The sequence below is a fragment of the Massilia niabensis genome, from assembly GCF_042655085.1.
GTDB classification, from domain to species: Bacteria; Pseudomonadota; Gammaproteobacteria; order Burkholderiales; family Burkholderiaceae_D; genus Telluria; species Telluria niabensis.
Window position 1 is genome coordinate 173,570 of sequence record NZ_JBHSMU010000015.1, and the last position, 22,946, is coordinate 196,515.

Consider the following 22,946-nt stretch of genomic DNA (forward strand, 5'->3'; position numbering starts at 1 on the left):
ACTGCCGCCCGCGCCGGGCATGCCTCAGCGGGATGCCGTCATGCTCGCGTCCGTGCTGCACCTGATGTCGCACTACACGGCGCGCGACGGCAACGACCGTCCCTGCGTGCGCCTGGCGTCCGTCATCGAGCGCCACCTGTGCGCACTGGCGCGCCTGCCCGATCTCGATCCGGTGCTGCGTGCTACCTGCGAGCAGTTGTGCGAGAAATGGGCGGGACTGGTGGACGATGGCATGCCACCGCCTGCCAAACCCAGTTTCATCGAGCGGATGATGGGGAACAGGCTGGGAACGCGCCTGGCCTAGGAAATGGGTTCGCAGCCGCGGTCCCAACAAGACGCTATGAACGCTGTTCAATGCCGTCTGGGTCCGGTCCCACATCCGGTTCCCTGGAGAAGACCTCGCCCAACCACTGCGCAAACGCCTGCAGCCGCGGACTGGCCATGCGCCCACGCGCATACAGGAGCGACACCGGCATGGCGGTCGGCGTGACGCCGGGCAGCACCTCGACCAGTTCGCCGCTGGCCAGGTAAGGGCGCGCCTGGTAGCGCGCCAGTTGCGCCAGGCCCAGGCCCTGCAGCGCGCAGCCCAGGTTGGCGTCCGCGTCGTTCACCGCCAGGCCGCCGCCGACCGCCACTTTGACCACCCCCTCGGCGGTCTCCAGTTCCCAATCGAAGGCACGCCCTGTGCGACCCGAGAAATGCATGATCCCTTCGTGGGACGCCAGGTCGCCGACATGGGCCGGCATACCGCGCCGCGCCACGTATCCCGGTGCAGCCGCCAGCAGGAAACGCATCGTCCCCAGTCGGCGGGCGATGAAACTCGAATCCGGCAGTGTCCCTACCCGCACTGTGCAATCAATGCCTTCCTGGGTCAAATCGACCAGGCGGTCGGTCAGGCTGATGATCAGGTCGAGGTCCGGATAGCGCTCCCGGAAGCTGTGAATGTGCGGCAGCACGATCTTCCGCCCCAGTGAACCGGGCAGGCCAACCCGCAGGCGTCCCTGCAGTTGCGCCGCCGATTGTCCGAGGAAAGGGGCTTCGGCAGCCTCCACGGCTTCCAGGATCGTGGCGCATTCGTTGTAGTAGCGTTCGCCTTCGGGTGTCAGCGACAGCGTGCGCGTGGTGCGCTGGAGGAGCTGGGCGCCGAGGTAGGTTTCCAGTTTTTTGATGGTGGCGCTGAGCGCGGCGCGCGGCAGGTCCAGTGTCTCGGCCGCGCGCGAGAAACTGTTGGCGTCGACAATGCGCACGAAGACGTGCATGGCCCGGAGCTTGTCCATGGATTGTTCACATTAAATGAAATATGTAAGTGCATTATGCCCTCATTATCTTTAGTCGATGCTTCCTTACAATGGAATCAACCTATCCCAAGGAGCGCATCATGCAATCCCCCCATGAACCCACCCTGTCGCGCGGACTGGTCCTGTTGCTGGCCACGGCGGCCGGCATCATCGTTGCCAACCTGTATTACGCTCAGCCCCTGGTCGGCCCGATCGGGGCAGCCATCGGCCTGGCGCCCGCCGCCGCCGGCCTGGTCGTGACACTCACCCAGGTCGGCTATACCCTGGGCCTGCTGTTCATCGTGCCGCTTGGCGACTTGTTCGAGAACCGCCGGCTGATCGTCTGCGGCCTGCTGGCGACCGGCGCCGCCCTGCTGTTGGCGGCGACCGCATCGACCAGCGCGCAGTTCCTGTTCGCCGCGCTGGCGATCGGCCTGGGCGCGGTGGTGGCCCAGGTGCTGGTGCCCTTCGCGGCCCACCTGGCGCCCGAAGCCACGCGCGGGGCCACGGTCGGCAAGGTCGTCAGTGGCCTGCTGCTCGGCATCATGGTGGCACGGCCGGCCGCCAGCCTGATGGCCGAAGCCGGAGGCTGGCAGGCCGTGTTCGGCATCGCCGCCGTCCTGGTCTTCGTGCTGGCAGCCGTGCTGCGCCTGCGCCTGCCGCAGCGGCATCCGGAGGCGAAGCTGCGCTATCTCGCCCTGATCACTTCGCTGTGGACCGTGTTGCGCGGTACCCCGCTGCTGCGCCGGCGCGCGTTCTATCACGCAGGCCTGTTCGGCGCGTTCAGCCTGTTCTGGACGGTGGTTCCGCTGGCGCTGGCCAGCCCGGCCTTCGGTCTGACGCAGGGCGGGATCGCGGTGTTTGCCCTGCTCGGCATGGCGGGCGCGGTTGCCTCGCCCATCGCGGGCCGCCTTGCCGACGCCGGCCATACGCTCAAGGCCACGGCCGCAGCGCTGGCATTGGGAGCGCTCAGCTTCGCCCTGCCACTGCTGGCGCCGCAGTCGCACTGGCTCGCGCTGGGCCTGTTGGCCCTTGCCGCCATCGTGCTGGACGCAGCCGTCGCCGCCAACCTGGTGCTGGGCCAGCGCGCACTGTTCACGCTCGGGGCCGAGGTGCGCAGCCGCCTGAACGGCCTGTATTTCGCGCTGTTCTTCGCCGGGGGCGCCTTTGGTTCGGCGGTCGGCGGCTGGCTGTATGCGAGCCAGGGCTGGCATGCCGCCTTGCTGGCTGGCATGGCGCTGCCTGTGACCGGCCTGCTGGCCTGGATCGGTGAGTATGCCGGGCAGGCGGCCACCCCGGATGCCGCGTAAGCGTGCCTACCTGCGACGAAACCGCCGCTCCCCGCGGAACCAATTAATGGCCGCATGCACCATCCCCTCGACGCTGCCCTGGCGCTCGTACTGCTGGCGCAGCAGCGCCGCATCGCTGCCGCCCGCCGCGGCCGCCTCCAGGTGGCGCAAGCCCTCGATGCTGCCCAGCTCTTCGGCATACGACTCCATCTTGCGCAAGGTCGCCAGGATGTCCTCGCGGATCGATACGTTCTCGTAGCTCTTCGGGTGCGAAATCGTGCCCTCCAGCCCGAAGCGGCAGGCCTGGAAGCGGTTGTAGTTGTAGACGAGGTAATCGTCCTCGACGGGGGGCGCTTCCAGCCGCTGCAACAGGTAGCTGCACAGGGCCTGCAGGTAGGCGGCCAGGGCGGCGGCGCGTTCCACCGTCAGCGGCGTGTCGCAGACGCGCAGCTCGATCGTGCCGTATTCGGGTTTCGGGCGCAGGTCCCAGTAAAAATCCTTCATGCTCTTGACGATGCCGGTGCGCTCCATCTTGGCGTAATACGCCGTCTCGAAGTCCTGCCAGCCGAGCGTGAAGGGCGCCCGCCCGCTCATCGGAAAAGCAAAGACGGAATTCAGGCGCGCGGAATCGAAATGGCTGTCGTGCCCCTGCACGAACGGGGACGAGGCGGACAAGGCAATGAAATGGGGGATGTAGCGGTTCAGTGCGTGCAGCAGGTACATGGCGTTGTCGCCATTGCCGCAGCCGATGTGCACGTGCTGGCCGAACACGGTGAACTGCTTGGCCAGGTAGCCGTAGAGCGACGATAAATGCTCGAAGCGCGGCTTGGGGAAGATTTTTTGCTCGGACCATTGCTGGAACGGATGGGTGCCGCCGCCGGCGATGCCGATGTTGAGCGTGTCGCCCGCCGTCACCAGGGTGTCGCGAATGTCCTGCAGCTCGGCCAGCAGGGGCGCGTAACTCGAATGCACGCTCGAGTTGATCTCGATCATGCTCTCCGTGATCTCGGGCGTGACATTGCCGGGGAAGGGCTTGCGCGACAACAGGTACAGCAGGTCGGGGCTGGCCGCGGTCAGGTCGAAGTCGGAGAGGCTGACCAGCTGCAGCTCGAGCTCGACGCCGAAAGTCAGCGGCGTTGACTGGGTGAAGGGTTCAAGCGGCATGGTTGGTCTCCGGCCTGGTCTGCGCGTTGGTCTCGGGCGCTTCTCTAGCCCACATCAGGGCGCGCTGGATGATGATCGGGCCGAACACCTCCAGCATCATCGTCACCGCCGCCACCGACTGCAATTGCTCGACCAGGTGCACCCCGGCCAGGCGCGCATGCTCGAGCAGCAGGATGACGAATACCGACAGCGGCGCGAGCGCCACCCCGGACAGGGCCCCCTTGCGCCACGATATGCCCGACAGGTGTGCGAATGCGGCGACGCCCGCCGTCTTGGTCACCAGGCGCGCCAGCACGATGACGACCGCCAGCAGGCTGCCGGCGGCGACTTTCTCCCAGTCGAGGGTGGAAGCGGCGAACACGAACAGCAGCACCGTCAATAATTCGCCCAGCGCGCCGAAACCGCGCTGCGCCTGGCTGAACGCCACCCGGCGGTGGCGCGCGACGAGGCCGAAGGCGAGGGTCGACACGACCGGCGACAGTCCGCCCGCGTACGAGATGGCCACCAGCAGGATCACGGCCAGCGCAAACGCGACGGTCGGATCCTGGCGCGGGTTGCCAATGGCGCGCAGCAGGGCCGGCACGGCAAGCCCGAACACGGCGCCGGTGAGGAGCGACACGGCCAGCAGCACCAGGCTGTTCCAGATGGCGTCGCCCAGGTCCTCGAAGGTGCGGAAGATCCAGAAAGCCACGACGACGTTGAAGGCGAACACGGCGAGGACGCAGTTCTGGGCGGTGAGGTGCAGCACGCGCTCGGTTACCTGGCCCGAACTGCGCTGCTCGTTGATTACACGCACGACGGTGGCGGGGGAGGTTGCCATCGACAGCGAGGCCAGCATCAGGGCGGTGAGCTGCGGCGTGCCGAAGGCGAGCGCAATCAGGTAGACGGCAATGAAGGTGGTCAGCGACTCGACCAGGCCGGAAACGCCAATCCATGGATTGCTCTTGAGCCAGCGCAGGTTGATGCGGTAGCCGAGTTCGAACAGGATCAGGCCGAAAGCGACGTCGGCCAGCATCGGCACGGCGCCGCCGTCGGGCAGGGGCAGCACGCCGAGCTGGGGACCGGCCAGCGCGAAGCCGACCAGGCCGTAGAAACTGATGCGCGGCAAACCCGTCCAACGCTGCCCGAATTCCCCCGCAATCCACGCGATGGCGAGCGCGAAGGGCCACGCGAGGCTGGTCAGGAACGGCAGCAGGTCGGGCATGCAAGGTCCTTGAAATAGTGAGGGAAAGCAAGGCTCGCTACGGGCTGGTCTTTTGCCGATTTTACAAGGCAGGGGTGGCCGAACCTGCGCACGATTGGTGCCGCCAGGTGTCTCTATCAACTGACGTGTTCGTCGTCAGGCGCGGCGGCGTTGGTAGAATGGCGAACGGTGTCGCCAGGGCGACGCCCTACTTGCGGCCCATGGCCTTCCGATTCCTCATTCGTCGATCCTGCCCGACGCGCCTTCATGTCTTCCCAACCGCCAAGCCAGCCACAACAGCGTCCCCCGATCCGCCTGACCGCCCAGGTATTGACCTGCGTCTCATTCTCGCTGCTCGCCCTCGTGATCATTTTCGCGGCCCAGGACGCACCGCGTGCCGTGTTCACGGGGCCGATGGGCTGGGGCTCGCAGCTGCTGTTCGGGCTTGGCCTGTCGGCGCTGGCGGCAGTCGCCTCGTATGTAAGCTTCCGCCTGACGGCGCAATCGGAGGCGACCCGCAATACCATCACGGCGTATGGCCGCCTCGATTTATCCGGACTCAATCCCGTGTGGATCAGCCTGGCGGCGGCGATCGGGGAAGAGCTGCTGTTCCGCGCGGCGCTGCAGCCCTTGCTGGGGGTGTGGATCACCTCGCTTATTTTCTTGCTGACGCATACGCCGGTGTACCAGTTCCGCAAACTGAACCTGGCGACGCTGGTGCAGGCGGCGGGCGTGTTCGGGGCCAGCGTGGCGCTGGGCTTTATCTACCAGTACGTGGGCTTGCTGGCGGCGGTGCTGGTGCATACGGCGCTGGATGTGGTCGGCCTGTATGTGGTGCGTAACGTCTTGCGTGGTGCGCGCAGCTAACCCTATTTACTCAGCAGCCGCATCGCCCGCTCCAGCCCTTCGATCGTCACCGGGAACATCCGGTTGTTCATGATCTGGCGGATGACGGCGATCGACTGGCGGTATTGCCACAGGCTTTCCGGTTCCGGGTTGAGCCAGGCGAATTTCGGAAAGGCATTGCAGAAGCGCGCCAGCCATTCGGCGCCGGCTTCCTCGTTGTGGTACTCGACCGAGCCGCCCGGCGACAGCACCTCGTAGGGACTCATGGTGGCGTCGCCGACGAAAATCACGCGCGTGTCGGGCGGGTATTTGCGCAGGATGTCCCAGGTCGGAAAACGCTCCGCATGGCGGCGCCGGTTGTTCTTCCACAGGTAGTCGTAGACGCAGTTGTGGAAGTAGTAGAACTCCATGTTCTTGAATTCGCTCTTCGCCGCCGAGAACAGTTCCTCGGTACGCTCGATGTGGTCGTCCATGGTGCCGCCCACGTCGAGCAGCATCAGCACTTTTATCCTGTTCTTGCGCTCGGGCTGCATGCGGATGTCGAGGTAGCCGGCGTTGCTGGCCGTGGCGCGGATGGTGTCGTCGAGCGCGAATTCGTCGAGCGCGCCATGGCGCGCGAAGCGGCGCAGGCGGCGCAGCGCGACCTTGATGTTGCGTGTGCCGAGTTCCCGCTCGTCGTCGTAATCGCGGTAGCTGCGCTGGTCCCAGACTTTCACCGCCGTGCGATTCCGGCCCTGGCCGCCGATGCGCACGCCTTCCGGATTGGTGCCGCCGTGCCCGAAAGGGGAAGTGCCGCCGGTGCCGATCCATTTGCTGCCGCCTTCGTGGCGCTCCTTCTGTTCCTTCAGGAGTTCGTTCAGGCGGTCCATCAGCTTGTCGTAGCCGAATTTTTCCAGCGCCGCCTTTTGTTCCGGCGTGAGCTCGCGCTCCATGCGCTTGATCAGCCATTCGAGCGGAATCTCGCCCTTCGTCGTGTCGAACACGGCCTCGATGCCCTTGAAGTAACTGCCGAAGGCGCGATCGAACTTGTCGAAATGGGCTTCGTCCTTCACCAGCACCAGCCGCGCCAGGTAGTAGAACTCGTCGAGCGAGGGCGCGATCACGCTCTTTTCCAGCGCCTCGAGCAAGGTCAGGAATTCCTTGATCGAGACCGGAACCTTGGCACTGCGCAGGGCGAAGAAAAAATCGATCAGCATCTCAGTTGGCGTGTCGGGTAAGCAGGTAGTGCAGGTGCGTCTTGATCTCATGCCACTCGCCGCGCACGATGCTGTACATGACGGTGTCGCGCACGGTGCCGTCACGGCGCGCGAAGTGGTGGCGGATCACGCCATCCTTCTTCGCTCCCAGCCGTTCGATGGCCGCCTGCGAGGCATGATTGAAGTTATCGGTGCGAAAACCGACCACTGCGCAGCCGAGCGTGTCGAAAGCGTGCGACAGCAGCAGGAGCTTGCAGCTGGTGTTCACATGGCTGCGCTGGACGCTCTTCGCATACCAGGTGTAGCCAATCTCGACGCGGCCGATCTCGGGCAGGATGTCGTGGTAGCTGGTCGTGCCCAGCACCGCGCCGGATGACGAATCCACCACGGCGAAGGCGACGCGGTTCGGTGTTTCGAGCGCGGTGTGCACATAGGCTTGCGTGCGGTGCGGCTCCGGCACCGAGGTCACGCGCAGGTTCCACAATTGGCCGTCGGCGGCGGCGGCGCGCAGGCCATCCACGTGCTCGAGCGTCAAAGGCTCGAGCCGCACCCCGTTGAATTCCAGCGTTACCGGCTCGACCGCCACTTTCACGGGAGTCATCGGTTGGTCCTCGCCATGGCAATCAGGCGCTCGAACAGGTGCACGTCCTGCTCGTTCTTGAGCAGCGCGCCATGCAGCGGCGGCACCACGGCCTTGTTGTCCTGGCTGTGCAGGGCTTCGGCCGGTATGTCCTCGGCCATCAGGAGCTTGAGCCAATCGAGGAATTCCGAGGTCGAGGGCTTCTTCTTGATGCCGGGCACGTCGCGCACCTGGTAAAAACTTTGCAGCGCGGCGGCCAGCAGTTCCTGCTTGAGGCGCGGGTAGTGCACCTGCACGATGTCGGCCATCGTCTCGCGGTCCGGGAATTTGATGTAGTGGAAGAAGCAGCGGCGCAGGAAAGCGTCCGGCAGTTCCTTCTCGTTGTTCGAGGTGATGATGACCAGCGGGCGGTGTTTGGCGACGACCATTTCGCGCGTCTCGTAGACGAAGAATTCCATCCGGTCGAGTTCGCGTAATAAATCGTTCGGGAATTCGATGTCGGCCTTGTCGATCTCGTCGATGAGCAGCACCACGGGTTCCGGCGCCGTGAAAGCCTGCCACAGCACGCCCTTGACGATATAGTTATGGATGTCGCGCACGCGCTCGTCGCCCAGCTGCGAATCGCGCAGGCGCGAGACGGCGTCGTATTCGTACAGGCCCTGCTGGGCTTTGGTGGTGGACTTCACGTGCCACTGCAGGAGCGGCATGTCGAGCGCCGCCGCTACCTCTTCGGCGAGCATGGTCTTGCCGGTGCCCGGCTCGCCCTTGATCAGCAGCGGGCGCTGCAGGGTGAGGGCGGCATTTACGGCCAGTTTCAGGTCGTCGGTGGCGACATAGCTTTCGGTGCCTTCGAAGCGGGTGTGGGCTTGCATACGCGTCAATCGTCAGGAGGGAAAATCCCGAGTATATGCCAGAACCGGCAGGCCGGCGGAGGGGGCGCACGAGGTTGGTAGACTGCAATCTTTTGTTGGGCTAGAATCCATAGGTTAGTAGTAATAAAATCTATATCAACAGGTTTTAGCCAAGTTCGTGCGGTAGCGGTATTCGATTAAAAATCTTGCGATTCCCACCATGAAAAAACTTTTGGCAGTACTCGTCCTGGCCGGTTGTGCCGCCACTGCGTCCGCCGCGGATGTTGTCGGCAACGCGAAGGCAGCGCCGAACAAGATCGAAATGTGCATCGGTTGCCACGGCATCCCGGGCTATAAGGCCACCTTCCCGGAGGTCTACCAGGTGCCGATGATCGGCGGCCAGTCCGCCAAGTACATCGAATCCGCGCTGCACGCCTACAAGAAGGGCGACCGCAAGCATCCGTCGATGCGCGGGATTGCCATGAGCCTGTCCGACCAGGACATTGCCGACGTCGCCGCCTATTATTCGCAGCAGAACGCCCAGAGCCGGAAGTAAGGACTACGCCATGAAAAAACTGATCATCGCGCTGGCCTTCGGCGCCGTTTCCGTCACTGCCGCATCGTCCAGCTTTGCCGCCGACGTCAAGCGCGGCGAGGAGCTGACCAAGAAGTACAACTGCGCCTCCTGCCATGGCGCCGACTATAACAAGCCGATCGACCCGAGCTATCCGAAGCTGGCCGGCCAGCACGCCGACTACATCGCGCACGCGCTGCGGGCGTACAAGCGTGGCGGCGACCAGGCCAATGGCCGCAGCAACCCGATCATGGCCGGCTTTGCGAAGCCGCTGTCGAACCAGGACATGATCGACATCGGCGCCTACCTCGCCAGCCTGCCGTCGCAGCTGGTCGTGCGCAAGTAAAATAGCCTGCCGCCGGTTCGCCGGACGAGTTGACATCGTATGAGCATCCCCCGGATGCGGCGTGCCAGCCGCACCGGGGGATTTTATTTTTCCGGCGTTCGCGCCATTGTTGGAGTCGTCATCTTGCAGTCCGTCTCACCTGCTTACCTGAAAACCAACCTGCTCAGCGGCCTGACCGTCGCGCTGGCGCTGGTCCCCGAAGCCATCGCCTTTGCCCTGGTCGCCCACGTGTCGCCCTTGACGGGCCTGTACGCCGCCGTGCTGGTGTCGTTCATCACCTCCGCCTTTGGCGGGCGGCCCGGCATGATTTCGGGTGCGGCCGGGGCGCTGGCCGTGGTCATGGTGGCGCTCGTCGTGGAGCATGGCGTGCAGTACCTGTTCGCGGCGATCGTGCTGATGGGCCTGTTGCAGATGCTGTTCGCCGCCGCGCGGCTCGGCAAGTTCATCCGCATGGTGCCGTATCCGGTGATGCTCGGCTTCGTCAACGGGCTGGCGCTGGTGATCTTCATTGCCCAGTTCGGGCATTTCAAGGTGGCAGGGCCGGACGGCGTGCCGCAGTGGATGGAAGGCGCGCAGCTCTACACGATGCTGGGCCTGGTGGCGGCGACGATGGCGGTGATCTACATCACGCCGCGCATCACGAAGGCGGTGCCCGCGACCCTGGTCGGCATCCTGGTGGTCACGCTCGGCGCGGCGCTGCTTGGCATCGAATCGAAGACCGTTGGCGACCTCGGCTCGATCGGCGGCGGCCTGCCGCAGTTTGCGCTGCCCGATGTGCCGTTCAACCTCGACACCCTGAAAATCGTCTTCCCGTATGCGCTGGTGCTGGCGGGCGTCGGCCTGATCGAGTCGCTGCTGACGCTCACCCTGGTCGACGAGATCACCGAGACGCGCGGCCAGCCGAACCGCGAATGCATGGCGCAGGGCGCGGCCAACGTCGTCACGGCCTGCTTCGGCGGCATGGGCGGCTGCGCGATGATCGGGCAGAGCATGATCAACGTGAACAATGGCGCCTACGGCCGTCTGTCGGGCATCGCGGCTTCGCTGTTCCTGCTGTCGTTCATCCTGTTTGGGTCAAGCTGGATCGAGCAGATTCCGCTGGCCGCGCTGATCGGCGTGATGTTCGTGGTGTGCGAGAAGACCTTCGAGTGGGGCACCTTCCGCACGATCGGCAAGGTGCCGCGCGCGGACACGCTGGTGGTGGTGCTGGTCGCCGCGATCACGCTGGTGTTCGACCTCGCGGTGGCGGTGATCGTCGGCGTGATCGTCTCGGCGCTCGTCTTCGCCTGGCAGCATGCGAAGCAGATCAGGGCGCGGACCAGCGTCGATACGCAGGGCTGGAAGGTCTATGAACTCGATGGCACGCTGTTCTTTGCCTCGGTCGCCAACTTCAACGAGCTGTTCACGCCAAAGGACGATCCACAGGACGTGGTGGTCGAGTTCCTGCGCGCCCGCGTGATGGACCACTCGGCGATCCAGGCGATCGACGCCCTGGCCGAGCGCTACCGGGCGCTGGGCAAGCGCCTGCACCTGCGCCACCTGAGCGCGGACTGCCGCGAGCTGCTCGGCCGCGCGCAGGACATGATCGAAGTGAATGTGGTGGAAGACCCGCGGTATCGGGTCGCCGACGATCAACTAAGTTAAGACATGATGCGAAAAAGCGGCCTTGGCCGCTTTTTTTGTATCGCTTTTTTTAAAGCCTCAACGCGTCGCGCGCCGCCGCACGCATTCGATATACGCCTCGGTATCGGGCGGCGTGCTGGTGCGCTGCGACTTCCAGATCATCTCGCCCAGGCACTCCATGATTTCGTGGTGGGCGTCATGCTCGCCGATGCGGGCGACCAGCAGGTCGTGGGCGGCCTTGATGCCGCGCGGCTGGTCGATCGAGACCTGCTCGGCGATCGACAGGTGCATCGACAGGTGCAGAAAGGGGTTCGGCTGGCCGCCTTCGACTGAATAATCGCGGGCGACGGCTTCGTCGGCATCGAACAGGGCGTCGTGGTATTCGGGATGCTGGACGATCCAGTCGGCGGCGATGGCGTCCATCGGCGTCAGGATTTCACCAGCGCGCTGCTTGCGGTAGGCTTCGCAGAAAAAGCGGCGCACGTCGTGCGAGGACGGAGTGAACATGGGAAGGAATCGGGAACGAAAGGGAGGGGCGCCATTGTAACGCGATGGCGGCCCGGGCGCCGGCGGTGGCGCCGTGCAGCGCCGCTCCGCGCCCGCGAAAAAAAAGCAGGCGACACCGTTTGCACGGTGTGCCTGCCTTTGTCGCCTTGCAGCGAATGTTGCTTATACGCTACTTGTCCGGCGCCAGCATCAGTTGCGATTCGACTACAGTCTCACGCAGCTTGGGAGCCGCTTTCCCGGCGCCGGCTCCGCCCGCATTACCCTGGCCGCGCGGCTGGCGCAGGTAACGCGCGCTGTGGCGGCGCTCGGTGTGCGCACCGCCATTCGCGGGCAGCGAGAGGAAGCGCGACAGCTCCTGCAATGCACGCTGGTAGACATCGCGCTTGAACTCGATGACCACGTCCAGCGGCACCCAGTAATCGTGCCAGCGCCAGGCGTCGAACTCCGGATGGTCGGTCAGGCGCAGGTTCACGTCGTTGTCGCGCGCAACCATGCGCAACAGGAACCAGATCTGCTTCTGGCCGCGGTAATGGCCGCGGATCTCGCGTTTGATGAAATGGTCCGGCACCTCATAGCGCAGCCAGTCGCGGGTGCGGCCCACGATCTTGACATGCTCCTGGCGCAAACCGATTTCCTCCTCGAGCTCGCGGTACATGGCCTGTTCCGGCGTCTCGCCGTATTTGATACCCCCTTGCGGAAACTGCCATGAGTGCTCGCGCACCCGTTTGCCCCACCACACCTCGTTGTTGGCGTTCAGCAGGATGATGCCGACGTTGGGGCGAAACCCTTCCCGATCGAGCATAGTGCACCTCGAAACTTTCTGCCGGCCTCTGTGTCCGTTATATTTTTACCTACAAATCCTCGCGTCAACTGCCCTCGCTCGTGACGAAAACGGCGGACGCTGCGTGTTCCGGACCCATTTGTACAAAGATTGGACGCATCAGCCAGCTAATCCTTTAAAATTAGGTCGATTATAACTCTCTCTTTTTAAAAAGAATTCATCGATATGCGCGCCTCACGATTTTTTATTTCAACTCTTAAAGAAGCGCCGTCCGACGCCGAGATCGTCAGCCACCAGCTGATGATGAGGGCGGGGATGATCAAGCGCCTCGGCTCCGGTATCTACACGTACATGCCGACCGGCCTGCGCGTGATCCGCAAGGTCGAGGCCATCATCCGCGAAGAAATGAACAAGTCGGGCGCCCTCGAACTCCTGATGCCGGTCGTGCAGCCGGCCGAGCTGTGGCAGGAGACCGGCCGCTGGGACAAGATGGGTCCGGAACTGATGCGCGTCAAGGATCGTCATGGCCGCGAATTCGCGATCCAGCCGACGTCGGAAGAAGTGGTCACCGATGTCGTGCGGGGCGAAATCAAATCCTACCGCCAGCTGCCGCTGAATTTTTATCACATCCAGACCAAGTTCCGCGACGAGCGCCGTCCGCGCTTCGGCCTGATGCGCGGCCGCGAGTTCACGATGAAGGATGCCTATTCGTTCGACCGCGACGTCGAAGGCATGCAGAAGTCGTACCAGGTCATGTTCGATGCCTATGTGCGCATCTTCAACCGCTTTGGCCTGAAGTTCCGCGCGGTGGCAGCCGACAACGGCGCCATCGGCGGCACCGGCTCGCACGAATTCCACGTGATCGCCTCCACCGGCGAAGACGCGCTGGTGTACTGCCCGAACTCGGATTACGCGGCCAACATGGAAGCGGCCGAGGCAATGGCGATCGGCGAGCGCGGCGCGGCGACGCAGGACATGAAAAAAGTGCCGACCCCAGGCAAGACCAAGTGCGAAAGCGTGGTCGAACTGCTCGGCCTGCCGCTGTCGCAGTCGGTGAAAACCATCGCGCTGACGGTCGAAAAGGAAGTCGACGGCAAGGTGACGAAGCAGTACTTCATGCTGCTGCTGCGCGGCGACCATGAGCTCAACGAGGTCAAGGTCGGCAAGGTCGAAGGCCTGAGCAACCACCGCTTCTCGACGGAAGCCGAAATCCAGGAAGTCTACGGCACCGTGCCGGGCTACCTGGGCCCGGTCGCCCCCAAGCAGCCGGTGACGATTGTTGCCGACCGCACGGCCGCGAACATGGCGGACTTCGTATGTGGCGCCAACGAGGCGGACTTCCACCTGACCGGCGTGAACTGGGGCCGCGACCTGCCGGAGCCAATCGTTGCCGACCTGCGCAACGTCGTCGAAGGCGACGCGTCGCCGGATGGCCAGGGCGTGCTGGCGATCGAGCGCGGCATCGAAGTGGGCCACGTGTTCCAGCTCGGCACAGCGTACTCGAAGGCCATGAACGCGACTTTCCTCGACGAGAACGGCAAGCCTGCACCGCTGCAGATGGGCTGCTACGGCATCGGCGTGACCCGCATCCTGGGCGCGGCGATCGAGCAGAACTTCGACGACAAGGGCATCGTCTGGCCGGACGCGCTGGCGCCGTTCCAGCTGGTGCTGTGCCCGATGGGCATGGACCGCAGCGAGATGGTCAAGGAACAGGTCGAAAAGCTCTATGCCGAGCTGCTGGCGGCGGGCATCGATGTGATCGTCGACGACCGCGGCCTGCGCCCGGGCGCGATGTTCGCCGACTGGGAACTGATCGGCGTGCCGCACCGCGTCGTCATCGGCGAGCGCGGCCTGAAAGAGGGCAACCTCGAATACCAGGGCCGCCGCGAGTCCGAGGCCACGGCGGTGCCGGTAGCGGATCTTGCCGGCTTCATCAAGGGCAAGCTGGGCCAGTGATGCCGACGAAGGTACACAGCCGGGCCGCGGCCTGGCTGGGAGGCGCCTTGCGCTTTGCAACCCTGGCTGCCGCCCTTGCCGGCGTGCCGGCGTACGCCGGCAACCAGAAGGAAGAAGCGATGGCCGATTCGGTGCGCCTGGCGCTGGCGAATGCCATCGCCGACACGCGCCCGCCGAAGCCGAGCTTTCGCGACGAGGCGGCGCGCGTGCGCTACCAGGCCTGGTTCACGGAGATGTCGGCGCGCCTGAAGAAGCGCCTGCCGGACGAGCAGTCGCGTACCGAATTCCTGGAATCGGCCTGGTACGAATCGACCCGCGCCGGGCTCGATCCGGGCCTGGTGCTGGGCCTGATCCAGGTCGAATCGGCCTACCGCAAGTACGCCGTGTCGATCGCGGGCGCACGCGGCTACATGCAGGTGATGCCGTTCTGGGCCAAGGTCATCGGCGACAACGACCGCCGCAAACTGTTCCACATGCAGACCAACCTGCGCTACGGCTGCTCGATCCTGCGCATGTACATCGACATGGAACGCGGCAACCTGTATCTCGCGCTCGGCCGCTACAACGGCAGCCGCGGCCGTCCGCAGTACCCGAACGCGGTGCTGGCGGCGTGGAAGAAGTGGGAGTTCAATCCGGTCCAGGTGGCGCAGCGGTAGGGAGGCGCCAGCCGGCGCCTCCAACAATCCCACAACATATCAACCGAACCACAGCCCCCCGTCCCGGTGTAGACTTCCCGCTTTTCCCGCCACAACATCCATCATGCGAATCAATACTCTCGCCGCCGCGTGCGCGCTGGCGGCGCTTGCCGGCTGCGCTTCGACCGGCCCGGCCGGCACCAATCCGCGTCCTGCCGTGGACGGACAGGCAAAGAACATCATCTTCTTCCTCGGCGACGGCATGGGCATCAACACGCTCACCGCGGCGCGCATCTACCACGCGGGCGAAGACGGCGAACTGACCATCGACACGCTGCCCGAATCGGCCTTCGTCAAAACCTTCTCGAACGATGCGCAGGTGACCGACAGCGCCGCGTCGATGTCGGCCTACATGACGGGCGTAAAGCAGAACAACAACGTGATCTCGATGTCCACTGAGACGCGCGCCATTTCCCCGGCCGCGGATGCCAATGGCAATCGCCTGGTGAGCCGCTGCGAGAACGGCAAACCCGTGCCGACCCTGGCCGAACTGGCGAAAGCGCGCGGCATGGCCGCCGGCGTCGTCACCAACACCAACGTCACCGACGCCACCCCGGCCGCGACCTATGCCCACGCCTGCACGCGCAGGCTGGAAACCGACATCGCCGCAGCCCTCGTGCCCGGCGGCGCCGGCTACAACAAGGCCCTGGGCGCAAACGGCCTGGATCTGGTGTTCGGCGGCGGCACCCAGTTCTTCACGCCGTTCGCGCAGGGCGGCAAGCGCGCCGACGGGCGCAACCTGGTCGACGAACTGCAGGCCAAGGGCTGGCGCGTCGCAACCAACACCGCGCAAATGACGGCGCTGGCCGCCACGCCGCAGCCGGTGATCGGCCTGTTCGGCCAGTCGCACCTGGCCTTCGAGGCCGCGCGCGATCCGGTCAAGCAGCCGCTGCTCGCCGACATGACCGACAAGGCGATCGACATCCTGGCGCGCAACCCGAACGGCTTCTTCCTGGTGGTCGAGGGCGGCCTGATCGACCATGCGCTGCACGCGACCCAGGCCAAGCGCGCCTTGCAGGAAACGGTGAGCTACAACGCGGCCCTCAAACGCGCGATCGACAAGATGCAGGCCATCGATCCGGGCCTGAAGAACACGCTGATCGTCGCCACCGCCGACCACGACCACACCCTGCTGATCAACGGCTACTCGCCGCGCACCGGCAAGACCACGCCTACCAACCCCGGCATCCTGGGCCTGGTGCGCAGCATCCCGGACGGGAAAATCCGCCTGGACAAGGACGGCGCGCCGTTCACGATCCTGGGCTTCGGCACGGGCGAACACCGCGTGCAGGGCAGCCGCAAGATTGTTCAGCTGACCGACGAGATGGCCGCCGCCGACGACTACCACCAGGAAGCCGTGGTGCGCACCCGTACCGGTGCCGAGACCCATGGTGGCGCCGATGTCTACCTTGGCGCGATTGGCGCCAATGCGGAGCTGTTCCGCGGCACCATCGACAACACCCGCGTTTTCAGCCTGATCAAGACCGCGGCGGGCCTGTGAGTTACATGATGACCACCGCCGCCAGAAAGCACCCGATGACCACCATCCGACTCTCCGCGCTGCTTGTCGCAGCCTGCTTCACCCTGAACGCACAAGCTGCACCCGCAGTGCCCACCGCCAAACCGCAAGCGAAGAACATCATCTTCTTCCTCGGCGACGGCATGGGCCCGACCACGATCACCGCCGCGCGCATCTTCAAGGCCGGCGAAGACGGCCTGCTGAACTTCGAGCGCCTGGATCGCACGGCGCGCATCAAGACCTATTCCGCCGACGCCCAGGTGACCGACAGCGCGCCCTCGATGGGCGCGTACATGACCGGCGTAAAGATCAACAACGACGTGATCTCGCTGAAGGATGCCAAGCCTGTTGCGCCGGCCAAGGATGCAAACGGCATTGCCAGCATCGACCGCTGCAGTACAGTAAACGGCGGGAACAACGGCAGCGCGCCAATGACGATCCTGGAACTGGCCAAGGCCGGCGGCAAGGCCGTGGGCGCGATCACCACCACCGAACTGACCCACGCGACGCCCGCCTCGACCTTCTCGCACGTGTGTGACCGCGACATGGCCTATACCATCGCCCAGCAGGTGGTGCCGGGCGGCGCCGGGTACAACGCACGCCTGCTCGATGGCGTCGACGTGCTGATGGGGGGAGGGCGCAACCACTTCACGCCTTTTGACGCGAAGACCAACCCGAAGGGCCGGGGCGATGGCCGCAACCTGATCGCGGAATTGGAAAACCAGGGCTACTTCGTGGCCAATACCCGCGCCGACATGGCGTCCGCCCCCACGGGGCGCAAGTTCGTCGGCATCTACAGCGCCGAAAGCCACCTCGACTACGCGGCCAAGCGCCGTCCCGAGCAGCCGACGCTGGCCGAGATGACGACCAAGTCGATCGAGCTGCTGTCGAAGAACCCGAAGGGCTTCTTCCTGATGGTCGAAGGCGGCAAGATTGACCACGCCCTGCACGACACGAATGCGAGGAATGCGCTGGTGGAGACGGTGGCGTTTGACGAGGCGATCCAGGCGGCGGTGGAGCGCATGCGCGCGCTCGATCCGGGCCTGGACAACACGCTGATCGTCGTCACCGCCGACCACGACCACACGATGGTCCTGAACGGCTATGCGAAGCGCGGTAATCCGGTGCTCGACATCGTGCGCAACGTCGGCGACGGCCAGCCGACGAAGGACGCCGACGGCAAGACCTATACGGCGCTCGTCTTCGGCAACGGCCCGAACCGCCCCGACGTGCGCGCGGACGTCGACAGCGCGCAGGCGCTCGCCCACGACTATCGCCAGGAGAGCGGCGTGCGCTGGTCGAGCGAATCGCACGGCGGCGGCGACGTGAAGCTGTATGCGACCGGCGCCGGTTCGGCGCCGTTCAAGGGGACGATCGAGAACACGCATGTGTTCACGCTGATGAAAGCGGCGTTCGGGTATTAATCGACGCGGGCCGCGCCGCCGCGGTCGGTGACGGAGAGGTATATTCCTCTCCAAAACAAAAAGCCCCGATCTGCGATCGGGGCTTTTAACGTTCAGGCTAGCGGACAGCCAGACTTTTCTTATTTCAGATGATTCGAAATGAGTTTGGTCATTTCAAACATCGAGACCTGCTCTTTGCCGCCGAAAACAGCTTTCAGCTTGTCGTCGGCATTAATCATCTGGCGGTTGTCTGCAGCTTGCAGGTCCAGTTTCTTAATGTATTCCCAGACTTTCTTCGTCACTTCGGTGCGTGGCAGCGGCTTGTTGCCGACCACTGCAGCCAGCTCGGCCGATGGCGTCAGTTCTTTCATGAAAGCGGCGTTTGGCTTGCGCGCTGCGGCCGGTTTCTTTGCTGCTGCTGCTTTTGGCGCTGCTGCCTTGGCAGGAGCTGCTGCTTTCTTCGCTGCAGGCTTGGCTGCGGCTGCCGGTTTGTCCGACGTCTTCGCAGACGTCGCCTTCTTTGCGGGCGCTGCTGGGGATTTCTTGGCTGTTGCCATCTTCGAGCCTCCTAAACGAACAATATGAGAAATTGCGCAATACATCGCACGGCTTATATTGGTGGCGTTTTACTGTTCCTGCAAGTCTTTTTCTAAACTTTTTCACTCTGACAAGCCCAAAAAACAGGGTTTATACGCAACTCGGCGTCATAGAGTGAAGAATCGGTCAAAAACAGGTGTAAAAACGCCGCGCCGGCAAGATGCGGGCACGGCGTTCGGGAGCGGGTTTAAAGCAGGAAAACGCGCTTAGCGCATCCCTCCAGGCATCATGCCCTTCATCCCGCGCATCATCTTCATCAGGCCGCCGCCTTTCAGTTTTTTCATCATCGTCTGCATCTGGTCGTACTGGGTCAGCATGCGATTGACTTCCTGCACCTGCACGCCGGCGCCGGCGGCGATGCGGCGCTTGCGGTTGGCCTTGATCAGTTCCGGCTTGGCGCGCTCAAGCGGCGTCATCGAGTCGATGATGCCGACCATGCGCCGCACCTGCTTTTCGGCCTGGTCCATGTTGGCGTTGCCGGCCGCCTGCTGGAACTGCGCCGGCAGCTTGTCCATGAGGCCGGCCATGCCGCCCATCTTCTTCATCTGCGCCAGTTGCGCCTTGAAGTCGTTCATGTCGAAGCGGCCGCCCACCTTGATCTTGTTGGCCAGGTCGGTTGCCGCTTTCTCGTCGACGCCCTTGCGCGCTTCTTCGACCAGCGCCAGGATGTCGCCCATGCCGAGCACGCGGTTAGCCATGCGGCTCGGATCGAAGGCTTCCAGGCCATCGAGCTTTTCCGACACGCCGGCGAACTTGATCGGCTTGCCGGTGACGTGGCGCACCGACAGGGCCGCACCGCCGCGCGAGTCGCCATCGAGCTTGGTCAGCACGATGCCGGTCAGGGGCAGGGCGTCGTTGAAGGCCTTGGCGGTATTGATCGCATCCTGGCCGAGCATGGCGTCGACCACGAACAGGGTCTCGATCGGCTTCACGGCGGCGTGGACCGCGGCGATCTCCTGCATCATCGCTTCGTCGATACCGAGGCGGCCGGCGGTGTCGATGATCAGCACGTCGTGGTAGTGCTTTTTCGCCCAGTCCAGCGCATTGCGCGCGATGTCGACCGGCTTGTCGGTCGAGGTGGACGGGAAGAAGTCGGCGCCGACCTGCTTCGTCACGGACTCGAGCTGCGCGATCGCGGCCGGGCGGTACACGTCGGCCGAGACGGTCAGGACCTTTTTCTTCTTCTGTTCCTTCAGGTACTTGGCGAGCTTGCCGACGGTGGTCGTCTTACCGACACCCTGCAGGCCGGCCATCAGGATGATCGCCGGCGGCTGCTGGGCGAACGAGAGCTGGGTCGCTTCCGGGCCGAGGTCGGCGCCCATCAGGGAGGCCAGCTCGCGCTGCACCACGCCGACCAGCGCCTGGCCGGGGCTGAGCGAGCCGACGACTTCTTCGCCCAGCGCTTTTTCCTTCACGTTGGCGATGAAGGTGCGCACCGCGGGCAGGGCCACGTCGGCCTCGAGCAGGGCCAGGCGCACTTCGCGCAGCATCTCGGCGGTGTTCGCTTCGGTCAGACGCGCTTCGCCACGCATCGTCTTGACGACCTTGGCAAGGCGTTGGGTAAGGTTATCTAGCATGTTCTACCTGACTATATAAGGGGACGGCATTCGGCAAACCTCCATTTTACCCTGCGGTCAGCCGGCCTGCCCGCCAATGCGGGATGCGTAACGCGAATTTTTGGCTGTGGTATCTGTGCCGCATCAAAAGCCGGGCTTGCTTTATCTGACACATTCTCGATTCGCGGAGAGTTCTTTCCTTTTGGCATCGTCTTGATGCATGAAAAACGGAGAAGTGCATGAAAAAAGCATGTGGCAAGGCCCTGGTCGCATTCGTCCTCCTGGGGACGGGCGGCGCCCAGGCCGAAGATCGGATCGCCGCACCGGTGGTGCGGCTCGGGAACCTGAAACTGGCGCATTTTGGCGCCGTCTCATACATCAAGGAGATCGCGCCCCGCTGCGGGATCCGGGTCGAGGAAAAGACCTTCGCGAAAGGGCTGGACGTGATGCAGGCGATTATCGCCGGCGAGCTCGATGTCGGCGCCACCGCATCGGAAGCGGCGATCTCGGGACGGGCCGGCGGCGCGCCGGTGCTGGTGGTGGCCGGCTTTGCCAGGGGAGGGGCGCGCCTGGTGGCGCGGCCCGGGCTGAACATCACGAACGTGGCCGCACTCAAGGGCAAGCGCGTCGGGGTGACGCGCGGCGCGATCCAGGAAGTGCTGCTCATGGCCGAGCTGGACAAGCACAAGCTGAGCTCGAGCGCCGCACCCGGCAAGGATGTGCAGCTGGTCTACCTGTCCTATCCCGACCTGAACGGGGCTCTCCTGGGCAAGCAGATCGACGCCATGATGCAGTCCGAGCCGCAGGCCTCGCAGGCGATCAACAAGGGTTTCGGTGCCGAAGTGCTGAAACCCTACGGCACCGCGATCGGCGAGCCGGTGCGCACGATGGTCATGACCGAAAAGTTCTATCGCGAGCGGCGCCCGACCGCCGAAAAATTCATGCGCTGCTTTGTCGAGGCGACCAAAACCTTCATCGAGAACAAGCCCCTCGCTGCGAAATACGTGCGCGAGGTGCTGTTCAAGGGCCAGATCAGCGTGGACGACTACAACGACGCGATCGGCAATGCGCCGTTTTCGTATGACGTGACGGCGGAGCACATCCAGGTCACGACCGATACCATGATGAAGACCGGCGTCGGCCGCATGCGCCAGCCGCCCGTGGCGCGCGACTGGGTGCGCACCGACATGCTGGCCGCGGCCAAGAAAAACCTGAACGTGAACTGAAAGACAGGAGCGAACATGGAAAAGCGGAACTGGCGCGAGCTTGCAATCGGCATGGTGGTGCCGCTGCTGGCGATCGTCCTGTGGCAATCGGTGGCCAGCGCGGGCCTGGTCAATCCCCAGGTACTGCCGGCGCCGATCGATGTCGGGCGCAAGTGGGTCGAGTACCTGCTGCCGCTGGCGCCTTTTGCGGAGTACACCGGCGGCGACTGGTGGTCGTGGGCGTTCTCGGGCGAGCTGGTGGTCGACACCCTGACCAGCCTGTACCGGGTGGTGGTCGGCTTCGCCATCGGCGGCGCGCTGGCCCTGCCGCTGGGCCTGGCGATGGGCGCCAGCCCGGCGGTCTATGCGTGGATGAACCCGCTGGTACAGATCCTGCGCCCGATCCCGCCGATTGCCTACATTCCGCTGGCGATCCTGTGGTTCGGGCTGGGCAACCCGCCCGCTGTGTTCCTGATTGCGCTGGGCGCGTTTTTCCCGGTCCTGATGAACACCATCGCCGGGGTGCGCCAGGTCGACGGCATCTATCTGCGCGCCTCGCGCAACCTCGGCGCCAGCCGGAACACCATGTTCCTGCGCGTGATCCTGCCGGCCGCCGTGCCTTACATCCTGTCGGGTGTGCGGATCGGCATCGGCACCGCTTTCATCGTCGTCATCGTCTCCGAGATGATCGCGGTGAACAACGGCCTCGGGTTCCGGATACTGGAAGCGCGCGAGTATTTTTGGTCCGACAAGATCATCGCCGGCATGATCACCATCGGCATGCTGGGCCTGGCCATCGACATTGGCATGAACCGCCTGAACAACTACCTGCTGCGCTGGCACCGCGGCCTGGAGCACTGAGATGAACACCTCCACTAATGCATCCACTGCGGCATCCACTGCGGCCCACGCAGCGCATATCCGCGTCAACGGCGTTGGCAAGGTCTTTGCCAGCGAAGGGCGCCAGGTCGTGGCGCTGCAGGATATCGACCTCGCCATCCCGCACGGCCAGTTCGTCTGCCTGCTCGGTCCCTCGGGCTGCGGCAAGTCGACCCTGCTCAACGCGGTCGCGGGCTTTTCGCTGCCCAGTTCCGGCCGCATCCTGGTCGACGGCAGGGAAGTGACCGGACCCGGCCCGGAGCGCGGGATGGTGTTCCAGGAGTACGCGCTATTCCCATGGATGACGGTCGAGAAGAACATCGCGTTCGGCCTGGAAATCAAGCGCCGGCCGAAGGCCGAGATCGACGCCATCGTCGAGCGGCTCCTGAAAATGCTGTCGCTGTCGGACTTTCGCGCGCGCTACCCGAAGGACCTGTCCGGCGGCATGCGCCAGCGGGTGGCGATCGCGCGCGTGCTGGCGCTCGATTCGCCGATCATGTTGATGGACGAGCCCTTCGGCGCCCTCGACGCGCTGACCCGGCGCAACCTGCAGGACGAGCTGCTGCGCATCTGGTCGGAACTGCAGAAAACCATCATTTTCGTGACCCACAGCATCGAGGAAGCGATCTACCTGGCCGACCGCATCGTCGTCATGACTTACCGCCCCGGCACGGTCAAGCGCGACATGCTGGTCGAGATCCCGCGCCTGCGCGACCCGGCCGCGCCCGATTTCAACGAGCTCAAACGCGAGCTGGGCCACCTCGTCATGGAAGAGCAGCAGCGCCACCACAGCGACGAGCTGCGCATGGCGGCGGTGGATTAGGCAGCAGGAAAGAAGTTGTAGAAACGCGCTTGCCGGTGGCAGGGCCGCTGCCGGCCGCCCTGCCACCGGTGGTGCCCGTTGGTGTAGACTGCCGTT

At 64.5% G+C, this 22,946-nt stretch carries 23 protein-coding genes; 13 read left to right on the plus strand and 10 right to left on the minus strand.

All coding sequences use genetic code 11. The annotated features are described in order from the left end of the window. The first annotated feature begins 19 nt into the window (after positions 1–19). The gene (locus tag ACFPN5_RS15280) at positions 20–304 is read left to right on the plus strand and encodes a hypothetical protein (protein WP_379785724.1); all 285 of its coding nucleotides are present in this window, start codon (positions 20–22) and stop codon (positions 302–304) included. Positions 305–338: 34 nt separating this feature from the next. Here the strand turns inward: ACFPN5_RS15280 and ACFPN5_RS15285 are convergent, their stop codons facing one another. Further along, positions 339–1,277 carry a LysR family transcriptional regulator gene (locus ACFPN5_RS15285; RefSeq protein WP_379784612.1) on the minus strand — a complete coding sequence of 313 codons (939 nt, stop codon included), beginning with the start codon at positions 1,275–1,277 and terminating at the stop codon, positions 339–341. A gap of 101 nt (positions 1,278–1,378) precedes the next feature. Between ACFPN5_RS15285 and ACFPN5_RS15290 the strand changes: the two genes are divergently transcribed. Next, positions 1,379–2,587, plus strand: coding sequence for an MFS transporter (locus ACFPN5_RS15290; protein WP_379784613.1), 1,209 nt, complete (start codon positions 1,379–1,381; stop codon positions 2,585–2,587). A 6-nt stretch (positions 2,588–2,593) separates the two neighbouring features. Here ACFPN5_RS15290 and ACFPN5_RS15295 read toward each other — a convergent pair whose 3' ends face one another. Next, positions 2,594–3,730, minus strand: a complete 1,137-nt coding sequence (locus ACFPN5_RS15295) for a YbdK family carboxylate-amine ligase (RefSeq protein ID WP_379784614.1) — start codon at positions 3,728–3,730, stop codon at positions 2,594–2,596. Then, positions 3,720–4,934: a cation:proton antiporter gene (locus tag ACFPN5_RS15300; protein ID WP_379784615.1), complete on the minus strand. Its 1,215-nt coding sequence runs from the start codon at positions 4,932–4,934 to the stop codon at positions 3,720–3,722. Before ACFPN5_RS15300 ends, ACFPN5_RS15295 begins: the two co-directional genes overlap by 11 nt. A 246-nt stretch (positions 4,935–5,180) precedes the next feature. On the opposite strand from ACFPN5_RS15300, the gene ACFPN5_RS15305 reads away from it, so the two are divergent. Continuing rightward, on the plus strand, positions 5,181–5,780 hold the full coding sequence (locus ACFPN5_RS15305) for a CPBP family glutamic-type intramembrane protease (RefSeq protein WP_379784616.1): 600 nt from the start codon (positions 5,181–5,183) through the stop codon (positions 5,778–5,780). Positions 5,781–5,782: 2 nt separating this feature from the next. On the opposite strand, the gene ACFPN5_RS15310 is transcribed toward ACFPN5_RS15305, so the two are convergent. Genes ACFPN5_RS15310 through ACFPN5_RS15320 form a run of 3 tightly spaced genes read right to left on the minus strand, consistent with a single transcriptional unit; the run spans position 5,783 to position 8,407 of the window. After that, positions 5,783–6,955, minus strand: a complete 1,173-nt coding sequence (locus ACFPN5_RS15310; protein WP_379784617.1) for a vWA domain-containing protein — start codon at positions 6,953–6,955, stop codon at positions 5,783–5,785. Between the two features lies 1 nt (position 6,956). After that, positions 6,957–7,556: a GNAT family N-acetyltransferase gene (locus ACFPN5_RS15315; protein WP_379784619.1), complete on the minus strand. Its 600-nt coding sequence runs from the start codon at positions 7,554–7,556 to the stop codon at positions 6,957–6,959. Further along, positions 7,553–8,407, minus strand: a complete 855-nt coding sequence (locus ACFPN5_RS15320; RefSeq protein WP_379784620.1) for an AAA family ATPase — start codon at positions 8,405–8,407, stop codon at positions 7,553–7,555. Before ACFPN5_RS15320 ends, ACFPN5_RS15315 begins: the two co-directional genes overlap by 4 nt. Before the next feature lie 199 nt (positions 8,408–8,606). Between ACFPN5_RS15320 and ACFPN5_RS15325 the strand changes: the two genes are divergently transcribed. The 3 genes from ACFPN5_RS15325 (at position 8,607) to ACFPN5_RS15335 (ending at position 10,950) form a co-directional block, all read left to right on the plus strand. Further along, positions 8,607–8,942: a c-type cytochrome gene (locus tag ACFPN5_RS15325; protein ID WP_379784621.1), complete on the plus strand. Its 336-nt coding sequence runs from the start codon at positions 8,607–8,609 to the stop codon at positions 8,940–8,942. 10 nt (positions 8,943–8,952) lie between these two features. Continuing rightward, positions 8,953–9,306: a c-type cytochrome gene (locus tag ACFPN5_RS15330; protein ID WP_379784622.1), complete on the plus strand. Its 354-nt coding sequence runs from the start codon at positions 8,953–8,955 to the stop codon at positions 9,304–9,306. A 123-nt stretch (positions 9,307–9,429) separates the two neighbouring features. Then, positions 9,430–10,950, plus strand: a complete 1,521-nt coding sequence (locus ACFPN5_RS15335; protein WP_379784623.1) for a SulP family inorganic anion transporter — start codon at positions 9,430–9,432, stop codon at positions 10,948–10,950. Between the two features lie 57 nt (positions 10,951–11,007). On the opposite strand, the gene ACFPN5_RS15340 is transcribed toward ACFPN5_RS15335, so the two are convergent. Then, entirely contained in the window at positions 11,008–11,436 is a 429-nt protein-coding gene (locus ACFPN5_RS15340) for a DUF1841 family protein (protein WP_379784624.1), read from the minus strand. A 169-nt stretch (positions 11,437–11,605) separates the two neighbouring features. Beyond that, positions 11,606–12,238: an RNA pyrophosphohydrolase gene (locus tag ACFPN5_RS15345; protein WP_379784625.1), complete on the minus strand. Its 633-nt coding sequence runs from the start codon at positions 12,236–12,238 to the stop codon at positions 11,606–11,608. 204 nt (positions 12,239–12,442) lie between these two features. Here ACFPN5_RS15345 and ACFPN5_RS15350 point away from each other — a divergent pair, with 204 nt between their 5' ends. The 4 genes from ACFPN5_RS15350 to ACFPN5_RS15365 all read left to right on the plus strand — a co-directional run bounded on the left by ACFPN5_RS15350 (position 12,443) and on the right by ACFPN5_RS15365 (position 17,811). Beyond that, positions 12,443–14,173 (plus strand): proline--tRNA ligase, encoded by a 1,731-nt coding sequence (locus ACFPN5_RS15350; RefSeq protein WP_379784626.1) that lies wholly within the window; start codon positions 12,443–12,445, stop codon positions 14,171–14,173. Further along, positions 14,173–14,829 carry a lytic transglycosylase domain-containing protein gene (locus ACFPN5_RS15355; protein WP_379784628.1) on the plus strand — a complete coding sequence of 219 codons (657 nt, stop codon included), beginning with the start codon at positions 14,173–14,175 and terminating at the stop codon, positions 14,827–14,829. Before ACFPN5_RS15350 ends, ACFPN5_RS15355 begins: the two co-directional genes overlap by 1 nt. Positions 14,830–14,932: 103 nt before the next feature. Continuing rightward, on the plus strand, positions 14,933–16,369 hold the full coding sequence (locus tag ACFPN5_RS15360; protein ID WP_379784629.1) for an alkaline phosphatase: 1,437 nt from the start codon (positions 14,933–14,935) through the stop codon (positions 16,367–16,369). Between the two features lie 35 nt (positions 16,370–16,404). Continuing rightward, positions 16,405–17,811 carry an alkaline phosphatase gene (locus tag ACFPN5_RS15365; protein ID WP_379784630.1) on the plus strand — a complete coding sequence of 469 codons (1,407 nt, stop codon included), beginning with the start codon at positions 16,405–16,407 and terminating at the stop codon, positions 17,809–17,811. Positions 17,812–17,930: 119 nt separating this feature from the next. Here the strand turns inward: ACFPN5_RS15365 and ACFPN5_RS15370 are convergent, their stop codons facing one another. Beyond that, complete coding sequence (locus ACFPN5_RS15370; protein WP_379784631.1) at positions 17,931–18,347, minus strand: SWIB/MDM2 domain-containing protein; 417 nt, start codon at positions 18,345–18,347, stop codon at positions 17,931–17,933. Positions 18,348–18,593: 246 nt separating this feature from the next. Continuing rightward, positions 18,594–19,964 (minus strand): signal recognition particle protein, encoded by a 1,371-nt coding sequence (gene ffh, locus ACFPN5_RS15375; protein ID WP_379784632.1) that lies wholly within the window; start codon positions 19,962–19,964, stop codon positions 18,594–18,596. Between the two features lie 218 nt (positions 19,965–20,182). On the opposite strand from ffh, the gene ACFPN5_RS15380 reads away from it, so the two are divergent. From ACFPN5_RS15380 to ACFPN5_RS15390, 3 genes are read left to right on the plus strand one after another with little or no spacing between them, the layout of a single operon-like run. Further along, positions 20,183–21,169: an ABC transporter substrate-binding protein gene (locus ACFPN5_RS15380; RefSeq protein ID WP_379784633.1), complete on the plus strand. Its 987-nt coding sequence runs from the start codon at positions 20,183–20,185 to the stop codon at positions 21,167–21,169. A 15-nt stretch (positions 21,170–21,184) separates the two neighbouring features. Further along, positions 21,185–22,009, plus strand: a complete 825-nt coding sequence (locus ACFPN5_RS15385; protein WP_379784634.1) for an ABC transporter permease — start codon at positions 21,185–21,187, stop codon at positions 22,007–22,009. A gap of 1 nt (position 22,010) precedes the next feature. Beyond that, entirely contained in the window at positions 22,011–22,850 is an 840-nt protein-coding gene (locus tag ACFPN5_RS15390; RefSeq protein ID WP_379784635.1) for an ABC transporter ATP-binding protein, read from the plus strand. Positions 22,851–22,946: the final 96 nt, after the last annotated feature.